Origin of the sequence: Psychrobacter sp. YGAH215, assembly GCF_007280595.1 — a bacterium.
Classification (GTDB): domain Bacteria; phylum Pseudomonadota; class Gammaproteobacteria; order Pseudomonadales; family Moraxellaceae; genus Psychrobacter; species Psychrobacter faecalis.
On record NZ_VKLR01000003.1, the window covers coordinates 41,756 to 52,338 of the forward strand.

General features: G+C 43.3%; 8 protein-coding genes. 2 read left to right on the plus strand and 6 right to left on the minus strand.

Features of this window, described 5'->3' with window-relative positions; translation table 11 throughout:
- Positions 1-106: 106 nt before the first annotated feature.
- The 4 genes from FOR85_RS01755 to leuC all read right to left on the minus strand — a co-directional run bounded on the left by FOR85_RS01755 (position 107) and on the right by leuC (position 3,629).
- The gene (locus tag FOR85_RS01755; RefSeq protein ID WP_144296451.1) at positions 107-865 is read right to left on the minus strand and encodes a hypothetical protein; all 759 of its coding nucleotides are present in this window, start codon (positions 863-865) and stop codon (positions 107-109) included.
- Between the two features lie 157 nt (positions 866-1,022).
- Complete coding sequence (leuD, locus tag FOR85_RS01760; RefSeq protein ID WP_144296452.1) at positions 1,023-1,673, minus strand: 3-isopropylmalate dehydratase small subunit; 651 nt, start codon at positions 1,671-1,673, stop codon at positions 1,023-1,025.
- A gap of 47 nt (positions 1,674-1,720) precedes the next feature.
- Positions 1,721-2,185 (minus strand): hypothetical protein, encoded by a 465-nt coding sequence (locus FOR85_RS01765; protein ID WP_144296453.1) that lies wholly within the window; start codon positions 2,183-2,185, stop codon positions 1,721-1,723.
- A gap of 25 nt (positions 2,186-2,210) precedes the next feature.
- Positions 2,211-3,629, minus strand: a complete 1,419-nt coding sequence (gene leuC / locus FOR85_RS01770; protein ID WP_144296454.1) for a 3-isopropylmalate dehydratase large subunit — start codon at positions 3,627-3,629, stop codon at positions 2,211-2,213.
- A gap of 380 nt (positions 3,630-4,009) precedes the next feature.
- Here leuC and FOR85_RS01775 point away from each other — a divergent pair, with 380 nt between their 5' ends.
- Together FOR85_RS01775 and putP are read left to right on the plus strand one after the other, a co-directional pair.
- On the plus strand, positions 4,010-4,882 hold the full coding sequence (locus tag FOR85_RS01775; protein ID WP_144296455.1) for a LysR family transcriptional regulator: 873 nt from the start codon (positions 4,010-4,012) through the stop codon (positions 4,880-4,882).
- Between the two features lie 519 nt (positions 4,883-5,401).
- Positions 5,402-6,901, plus strand: a complete 1,500-nt coding sequence (gene putP / locus FOR85_RS01780) for a sodium/proline symporter PutP (RefSeq protein WP_144296456.1) — start codon at positions 5,402-5,404, stop codon at positions 6,899-6,901.
- Positions 6,902-6,995: 94 nt separating this feature from the next.
- Here the strand turns inward: putP and FOR85_RS01785 are convergent, their stop codons facing one another.
- Complete coding sequence (locus FOR85_RS01785; protein ID WP_144296457.1) at positions 6,996-8,549, minus strand: porin family protein; 1,554 nt, start codon at positions 8,547-8,549, stop codon at positions 6,996-6,998.
- A 143-nt stretch (positions 8,550-8,692) separates the two neighbouring features.
- A partial coding sequence (locus FOR85_RS01790) for a transferrin-binding protein-like solute binding protein (RefSeq protein WP_190295472.1) occupies positions 8,693-10,583 on the minus strand: 1,891 nt, incomplete at its 5' end.

A 10,583-nucleotide genomic window follows, 5' to 3' on the forward strand; every position in this document is an offset into this window, starting at 1 on the left:
TAGCAGGCTTATATAGCCTGTTAAAAAACGACTTCTTGGGCAATGCGCTGCGCAAGAAGTCAGAGTCTATCGTCGATAGTTAGTACCGTTTTCTATTCAATTTTATCTAGCCTGCTTTGGTTTTCACTTTATTTTTCGCTGCTGATGGCGTTTGAGCAGGCGCAACCTTAACCACACGCGTTTCCACAAACTCTCCTTGGTGCTCAGCCCCCATCTCTTTACAAAAACGGCGCTTTACGCTGTTGCCTTGATAAAGATCGACACATAATGGCTCTGGAGAAGCCGTTTCTAACAAGCTACCTGAATTTGCGCCAGATTTTTTTTGGTAAGCACGCAGCTGATACGTACCTTCTTCCATAAAGTCGTGAATCATCGCAAAACGCTCAACGTAGCCCAAATTATTTTCTGGATAAAAATTAATCTGTACTTCGCGCTTCGCAGGTGTGACTCGCGCATAATAATTGGTAAGCCCAGGCATAGCAGACGCGGATAAGGGGACAATTTTAATGGCGTTTTTATGGCTCAGCGGCGTCATATCCATCGCAACGGGCGCGGAGACCTGCTTATTGCCGGCACGACTTTTGCCATTTGCCTCTTGTGTCTTGACTAGCATAGTGGGATTGATCGGCTCATGAGTCTCACTGTTTATAATGCGTGTCTGATCAATGCGCGCTATTTCACAATGATATGTTCCCACGCAAGCGATATTTACTTCACCAGCGATGGGTTTTATTTTGCCTGTCCACGCTTTAGCATTCTCTGCCGAGTCTATCTGCTGATAGCCCGTCAACAATTGACAGCCAGATAATAATAAGCTTGCGGCAAGAGCCGTGCCTGTCCATACAGCAAAACGTGTTTTATTCATAATGGCGTCTACTATTTATAAGGAAGAAAATACAATAAGGTAAAAAATAGATTGCCATTCATTTTAGCCACTTAATGCCCATAACTCAACGCTGTATTAGCGCTGAGCTCTTTTTTATATTGATTAAGATGTTTGAATGAAGCGTTTTTATCAAAGACTAAGCTCTAACCTCATTGAATATCCAAGGTGTTTTTTGCATCATCTTATGCTCATATTCTTTGATGGCATCGCTTTGTTGCAAAGTCAGTCCGATATCATCAAGACCATTGAGCAAACAATGCTTACGAAACTCATCGACCTCAAAAGCGTACTCTTCTCCGGTTGGGGTGATGACCACTTGGCGCTCAAGATCGGCAGTTAATTCATAGCCTTCATTGGCGAGCGTCGCTTTCATCAAAGTATCGACGATGGCTTCATCTAAAACGATTGGGAGCATGCCGTTTTTAAAACAGTTATTATAAAAAATATCGGCAAAACTTGGTGCAATAATCGTACGAAAGCCATATTCTGAAAGTGCCCAAGGCGCATGCTCACGGCTTGAGCCACAGCCAAAGTTTCTGCGTGCCAGCAATATGGTAGCGCCTTGATAACGCGGCTGATTTAGAACGAAATCTGGATTAATCACGCGAGTGCTACTGTCTTGACCCGGATAGCCTTCGTCAAGATAACGCCAGTCGTCAAATAGATTGACGCCAAAACCGGTACGTTTAATGGATTTTAAAAATTGTTTGGCGATAATTTGGTCGGTATCGACGTTTGCGCGATCTAATGGGCAAACGATACCCGTTTGAGTGTTATAAGCTTGCATAAGATTTCCTTAAAATATCGATTACTAACGTAAATTTTTTTGACGGTCTAATGAATCTTAAAAGAGCGTGCCATTTGTTTAACAATACTTGTCATTTTAGTTTTTTCGCTCTCAGGATAGTTCAGATGTAATACTGCTTCCTGACCATCCTTAACTTTAATAACATGATAAAAAACTTGACCGTCTTTTCTATAGCCGCTTACTGTATAGGTTTTATCTTTTAACAGCTCGTAAGTAACTGTCGTGCCTGTTTTATATCTATGCTGCTTCTCTTTTAGATAATCACTATCTGTATAAAAGAAGACAATTGGTGTATTACTCCCAAAGACCAAAATAGTGGCATTAGAATTGGGTAACTTAAAATGACGACCATCACCATTATCTGCCTCAGGCAACCATGTCAATTGATTTGGCACATCGACACAATAAGCAAATCTTCCATTACAGTAATCACGAGCCATCGCTAGCTGAGAGCTACCCAATAAGCAAAATAAAACAAACAGCATTTTCATTTTTATGCTCTATAGAAATGCAAAGTTAAAACGTACGCACATCGACAAAGTGACCGGCCAATGCTGCTGCTGCTGCCATTGCTGGGCTGACCAAATGCGTACGACCGCCATTGCCCTGACGACCCTCAAAGTTACGGTTAGAGGTTGAGGCACAATGCTCCCCTGGCTCTAGCTTATCGGCATTCATGGCCAAACACATCGAACAGCCCGGCTCACGCCATTCAAAACCTGCATCCGTGAACAAAGTATCCAAGCCTTCTGCTTCTGCCTGCAATTTCACTTGCCCAGAACCTGCTACCACGATCGCTTCTTTAATATTATCAGAAACCTTACGGCCTTTAATCACTGCTGCAGCATCCCGTAAATCTTCGATACGTGAGTTGGTACATGAACCAATAAAAATACGATCAAGCTGAATATCAGTAATTTTTTGCCCAGCGTCTAAACCCATATAAGTATAAGCGCGTAACCAGCCTTCTTCTTGCGCTTCATCAGCCGCTTGGTCAGGCGTTGGCACCGACTGGGTAATATCTACAACCATCTCAGGTGAGGTGCCCCAAGAAACCTGCGGCGCTATCTCACTACCATCCAACTCAATCACGCTATCAAATACCGCATCATTATCTGAATACAGGGTGCGCCAATAAGCTTCGGCTTGCTCCCACTGCTCCTCGGTTGGCGCATAAGGACGACCTTTGACATACTCAATCGTCGTATCATCGACAGCAACCATGCCGACGCGTGCACCCGCTTCAATCGCCATATTACAGACGGTCATACGACCTTCCATGCTCATGTCTTCAAATACTTGCCCTGCAAACTCAATGGCGTACCCTGTCCCGCCTGCGGTGCCAATTTTGGCAATGATAGCAAGTACCACATCTTTTGAGGTCACGCCAGCGCCAAGCTTACCGGAGACTCGGATTTGCATGTTTTTTGATTTCTTTTGAATCAAACACTGAGTGGCTAGTACATGCTCAACTTCTGAGGTTCCGATACCATGCGCTAAACAGCCAAGAGCGCCATGGGTAGCGGTATGCGAATCACCGCAAACCACCGTCATACCAGGCAAGACCAAGCCTTGCTCAGGACCGACTACGTGCAAGATACCTTGACGCGCATCATTAATGGTAAATTCAGCAATATCAAACTTGCTACAGTTTTCATCCAAGGTCAGCACTTGCAGACGCGATACTTTGTCTTTAATACCAAACACACCCTCTAAGCGCTCTTTGGTCACTGTTGGCACGTTGTGGTCGGGGCTTGCGATATTAGCCGACAGACGCCACGGCTCCCGATTGGCAAGCTCTAAACCTTCAAAGGCTTGCGGACTTGTCACTTCGTGCAGCAAATGGCGGTCGATATAAATTAGGCTCGAACCATCGTCGCGCTTGGTGACTTCGTGAGCATTCCAAAGTTTGTCATATAACGTTTGACCGGCCATGTTGCTATCCTTTTATTTACTAATGACTAAATGGCTTATTACTTTATTAATGAAAGTATGACTTAATCTATTTGCTGGCGCACTTTAAGTTGCTGTTTACATCTAATATTTAATTAACCAGAGATTTTATAAAAGCAAATATTTTATAATAATGACTATTTATGATGCTAAACGCCTGGTAAAACAAGTAATACGCCGTCAAAAATGCGCTTAACAGAATAAATATGTCACAATACGTCTTGATGTCTTGTGATTATAGCAGGCTAATCCTATAATAATAATTGATGATTTTTACATACTCACAAACTTTTATTTCTAATTCATTTTGATTAGGCCACCCAACTTTTAATTATAGCTCGCTACTAGCTAAGGACATCGGTGTGAATACCACAAATTTGACGACATTTGTCACGGTTATGCAAACAGGCAGTATTTCAGGTGCCGCAGAAAAGCTGTTTATCACTCAGCCTGCGGTCAGTAAACGTATTAAAAACTTAGAAGACGAATTTAACATCACCCTATTTGATACCGTCGGGCGCGGTATTGTCCCGACGCAAGCGGCAAGTGAGATGTTGCCTCATGCCAAACGCTGGCTTGAAGATTATGAAAACTTTAAAATCAATCTCCAGCATTCGCAGCATATTGTCTCGGGCAAACTCGTTATCGGCACCAGCCACCATATTGGCTTGCACCATCTAGCCCCTGTGCTCAAGCATTTTATCCAAGCCTATCCTGCCGTGCAGTTAGAAGTGCATTTTGTCGATTCAGAAACGGCTCATAAAGCCGTGCTCGATGGCGATTTGTCACTCGCATTTTTAACCTTGCCGCCCGTCTATGATAAACGCTTAACCTATCATACCTTGTGGTCAGATCCTCTTTACTTTATGACCGGTACGTTATCGCCTTTGGCGACCAAGTCCAATGTGACGCTCGAGCAATTGGCGCGCTACCCTGCTATCTTACCGTCTGCCAATACTTTTACCAGCCAGATTACGTTAGCGGAATTTGCCAAGCATAATTTAAAACCTTATGCCACTATGAGCACTAATCCTTTAGAATCAATCCGCATGCTGGTTTCTGTCGGACTTGGTTGGTCAGTATTGCCGCAAACTATGGTCAGTCAGGATTTGGAACGTATCGATATGGCCGATAATATCGAATTACAGCGTTATTTGGGCGTGGTCATTAATCCAAAACTCACCCAATCTAGTAGCGTAACGGCTTTACTAGATTTGCTTGCGCCAATTGACTAAAGCTTTGGCAAGCGATTATATATTATTCGCTAATCAAGATATTTATTTGATAAATAGGCGCGTTCGCATTTGTGCGACTCATACGTTATAATACGTCTGACGTTGTTTAGATAACATAATTTTACCTGAAACTCACTGATAATCATATATTGAAGACTTCTAGTAATATATGATAGTAAGCAGTAGGTTTGGTGGTTTTAAATGATTGGTTATATAAGCGGCTGATGTTTATAAATGATGATTTGATGCGAGCGAGTGAGAAGATAAGATTGCGTTACAAGTTTGCCGTTTGCATTTCATCACGACTTTGTAGGTATCAACCCATAACCACACCAATCATATAAAACTAACAGCAGATTTCGAATAAAAGCCATTATGTCCTACTTAATGGCTTTTTTCGTCTTTAGATTTTTTATCTTGAGATACATTGAGATATGGTTTTTAAGCAGCGTCTTATAAGACTCAATTTTTCTCGTTAAAAATAATGACAGCCAACTATGTTGGTTAAGGACAGTTTATATGAACGGAGTTTCTAGTGGCGTGCTGATATCACTTGGCGCCTATTTCTTAGTGATGATTGGGATTGGCGTGTATGCTTATTTTAAGCAAGCCAATGATACTGAAGGCTATATGCTCGGTGGTCGTAGCCTAGGCCCTGCCGTGACCGCTTTATCAGCAGGCGCATCAGATATGTCAGGTTGGTTACTCCTTGGGTTGCCCGGTGCGATGTACGCTGACGGTGTGGTCAGCGCTTGGATTGCCATTGGTTTGACCTTGGGTGCTTTTTTAAACTATATCATCGTGGCACCGCGGCTTCGCGTTTATACCGAAGTCGCTGACAACGCCATCACTTTACCTGATTATTTTGCCAACCGCTTTGAGGACAAATCACATTTACTGCGGGTTATCTCAGCCGTGGTTATTATCTTATTCTTTACCGTCTATACCGCCGCAAGCTTGGTCGGTGGCGGTAAGCTCTTTGAAAGCTCGCTCAACCTTTCTTACAGTACAGGTCTGTGGGTGACCGCTGGCGTCGTCGTCGCTTACACGCTATTTGGTGGTTTCCTAGCCGTATCAATGACCGACTTTGTGCAAGGTATTATCATGCTCTTTGCCATGGTGATTGTCCCTATCGTTGCTTTGACTGACCTTGGTGGCGTAAGCGCAACGACCAATGCTATCAGAGCCATCGATCCAAGCATGCTCGATATCACGAGTGGCATGACAGCTTTAGGTATTATCTCCTTACTCGCTTGGGGCCTTGGTTATTTTGGTCAGCCGCATATTATCGTACGTTTTATGGCGATTCGTTCAGTGAAAGATGTGCCAACAGCACGTAATATCGGTATGAGCTGGATGATTATCAGCCTGATCGGTGCTTGTGTTACGGGTATCGCGGGCCGCGCCTACGTACAAAAAACGGCAATGACGCTAGATGACCCTGAAACCATCTTTTTGGTATTCACGCAATTTTTGTTCCACCCCCTTGTTTCAGGTTTCTTATTAGCGGCCATTTTAGCCGCAATTATGAGTACCATATCATCACAACTACTCGTGGTATCAAGCTCATTGACCAAAGACGTATATAAGCTTTTCTTTGATAGAGACGCTCCAGAAGCGCGTCAAGTATTGGTCGGCCGTATCTCAGTGATTGTGGTGGCCGTTGTCGCTATTTTGCTGGCGTCTAATCCAGAAAGCTCGGTATTGAACTTAGTTTCTAATGCTTGGGCAGGGTTTGGTGCGGCATTTGGACCTTTGGTTATTTTCAGTCTGACATGGCGCGGCATGAACCGCAATGGCGCGGTCGCCGGTATGGTGGTTGGTGCATTGACCGTTATCCTGTGGGTCTATGGCCCGTTCGAGATGAATGGAGTGGCACTAAACAGTTGGTTATACGCTATCGTTCCAGGCTTTATCTTGAGTACCATCGCCATCTTTGCTGTCAGTATCATGACTGGTGGTCCAAGACCGTCAGTATCTGCTAAGTATAAAGAGATGGAAATGAACTTAGATAAATAAGTAATTATTGTTTACGGTTCTGTTAATAATGCTGTTAATAAAAAGACCTCGCTAATCGTAGCGAGGTCTTTTAGTATCAACGTTTTATATATTATTAAAAAGTTTTGGTTAGTAGTACCGTTGCTGACTTTTCATCACGATCATCATAATAAGCGAAGTTACTAGATGTGGTCTCATAATCAAATACCAGTCTTGGTGTTAAGCCAAGTACGGTAAAATCGCGCTTCCATACTTGCAGACCTAGCGAGGTGGTTTTGTCTTTTCTTCTTGAGCCAGGCTCTCCGCCTACTGCATTATAATAGCCTTTCCAAGCACCACTACCTGCTGGATAGGCATCAGCAGGATCCCCATACTTTTTAATGCCGTAACCTACTGACGCGAGGGTTGAGATACCGCGTTTCCACTCACGCCCCCAGCCACCATTAATTGAGTTACGGTCGTAACTGATAATGCTTGATTTAGGCACATCATTTTGATAATTACCTAAACCGCCATAAAAGTATTCTTTTGCGTCTTTAATATAAAACGCATTTAGGCCAAGAAATCGACCATCTGTTTCACGGTTCTTATTGTCATCGTCTTCAAAGGTTTCATTGGATAAGATACCTGTTGCAGATAGCTTGAGCTTCGGTTTAACCCAACGCGAGCCACTCACGGTCACGCCTTTACGTAAGCTATAGGGATCTTCATCGTAATATCGCTTAGTGACAAACGGCGTGAGTGATATATCGTTTTTGGCATCGTCATAACCGACCCCAGCAGAAGCGGTAAATAAATAGTCGTTATAATCAGTTTCGTCCCAGAAGGCTTTTAAGGAGGCATTGCCGCCCACAGTTGCATAAAAGTTTTCTGGTAAATTAAAGCGTTTGTTTGCGCTGCCTGATACCTGAACACCATTGGCTGACTTTTGCTCTATCGAGCGTCCTAAGTTAGATTGGATAGATTTAGAGGGTGCATCATTAATATTACTATCTCTCACATAGCTGGCAGAGGCATTAAACTGCCATTTCTCTGAACTATTAATTTGAGCTAACGAGTTTTGAACTCTCGCCATGACAGGGGCTGGTAAATCAACCGACTGAAGTTTTAGAAATTGCTCTTTTGCAGCGGCATACTGCTTATCTGCTTGCATGGCAATTGCCATATTTAAACGTACGGGATGGAAATCTGGATCTGCTGCTAACATCTCACGATAGATTTCAATGGCTTGTTTGTTTTTAGCTTCACTGCGATATATTAAGGCGTCAGCAAACTTAATGAGCATAGGATCATTGGTTTCCAACGCTTTATAGTGCGGCAATATCTGTTTAACTGTCACCATATCTTGCGCAGCTAAAGCATCATTTAAGAACTTGCTAAACGCGGCTGGATTGGCTTTTAACGCTTCTAAATTATAAGCAGTTGCTGCAGCGAGTTGTTGACGACTTTTGATGGCGCGTTGTGCTTCTGTGTCAGTGACAGTAGTGGAAGGCGCAGTAGGGTCTGCTACAGTAGTTTGACTTTCACGTTTTAAGAGTTCATCAGCTTGGCTAAGCTCGGGCTCTATGTCTGGTAAATCATCTGGCGCAGCCAGTGATGGTAGAGAAAACGCCATCATTGATAGCAAAATAGAAGCGGTGATAGGTTTGCGCATATATTGATTATTCATGGGTATCCTTACCTAAGTACGATCACTAATTTCCTAAACATTTTTTCAACCTCAATTATCCTAAGGCATTTTAATCGTTTAAGCGAGAAAAAAAGCGCCCTAAGGCGCTTTTTTATTTAAGATTATGTATTTATCTGATTAATTTATTGCTTTTCGGCACCAAAGGTACCTTGGAAGGTTGTACCTTCTCCTGGTTGTGCACCTTTACCGCCTTTTTCTAATGCTTGTTGATAGACACCGCCTAAGAAGTTGGCATCCTCGCCGTAGAATCCACCGGCAGTATCGATATTATTTACATTGCCAGCAAAGGTATTACCATCAATATCTGCATTAATACTGATTTGTTTATTAGCTGGCATATATTTATAGTCACCATCTGCAAACGTTAATGTTCCTTCAAGCTTGCTGTTCACAAAATCAACATCGAACTTAGAGGTACCATCAACTACCGGACCACCGCGAGCGCCTTCTTTTAGATGCAGGTTCTCCATATAGGTAGCAACACCAGCATAGGCTACCATACCATCATTGATGTTGTTATCAATGTTGTACTGTGCCAAGTCTTTCATATACTGCATGTCGTCAAGACTAGTACCATTGCCTTGTACATAAACAGTAGATACACGTGCTAAGTCTTTTGCAACTAACTTTGGATCTCCATATACATGTCCAATTTGCATTTGTGAATCAAAGTTTTTATAAACAGATGAATAGTTTAGATCTAATTCTGAAGGACCTTGAACTTTTGTGTTTTCAGTATGCAGATTAAATCCATTACCATAATCTGAATCGTCAGTTCCACTTATATTAACAAGAACCTTCTGTTTTACAGATTCAGGCTTAGTCATATCAGCACGAGCTAAGAAGCTGTCATAATTAGTAAAGTTATCACCAGCACGGTTGTCTACAGGAACTTTAGAACCATCTACAGTCACAGTCTTTGTAAAGTCAGACTTATCATCACGTATCTCTGCATAACCAATCGCATCTTTCGTAACACTTACGAACTTTTTACTACTGAGCGTGTTGCTTTGGAAGCCAGTAAGTTCAGCATCTGCTGCTACATCTGGGTTAGTAGGCACTTCTGGAAGTGGCTCAGTTGGCTCAACTGGATTAGCTGCTGTACCATCCTTCTCTGCACCAAAGGTACCTTGTGAGCCATTACCTTCATAGATACCACCAATGAAGTTAGCATCTTTACCGTAGAATGCGCCTTCGGTATTGTAGCCACTCTCATCAGCTGCCGCACCAGAGAACTTATTGCCGTTAATATCTGCCGATAGCCCAATTTCACCAGCTTTAATAAAGTTAAGCTTACCTTCAACTTTACTATTGACGAAGTCAGCCGTGAACTCAGAACTGCCATATTCAATCGCATTGTCTACACCTACTTTACGATTGGTGGCATCACCAGCATACTCAAACGTACCTTCTGTCGGTAGCGTCGCTGTCTTATTACCCACTACAGCTACACCATCTACAGGTACAGCGCCATTGGCTGCTGTGCCATCTATATGTGCAATGCGCATCTCACCGTTAGCACCAAAGTCTTTATAGGTTGCAATGTAAGCCAAATCACCTTCACCAGTTACGTTTCCAGTACCTTCATAAGCTTTGAAGCCATTTTCCGTTTCAGCATCATTGTCACCTGATACCTGAATGGTTATAGGCCCTGGGAGAACACCTGTAAGCGCCAAATCAGCACGAGCATCGACATCTGAGGTGCTACGGATATCAAATTCACGAGTTGTGGTTGTTTTGACGCCCATCTCCAATGCACTTGCATCAACAGATAAATGCTGCACACCTGATTGCTTTGTTTCGATATCAGACTCGTATATTGCACCTGTGTCACCGCCAGTATCGCCACCTGTATCGCCACCTGTGTCACCACCTGTATCACCGCCAGTATCACCGCCTGTATCGCCACCTGTATCGCCACCTGTGTCACCGCCAGTATCGCCACCTGTGTCACCGCCAGTATCGCCACCTGTGTCACCGCCAGTATCGCCACCTGTGTCACCGCCAGTATCC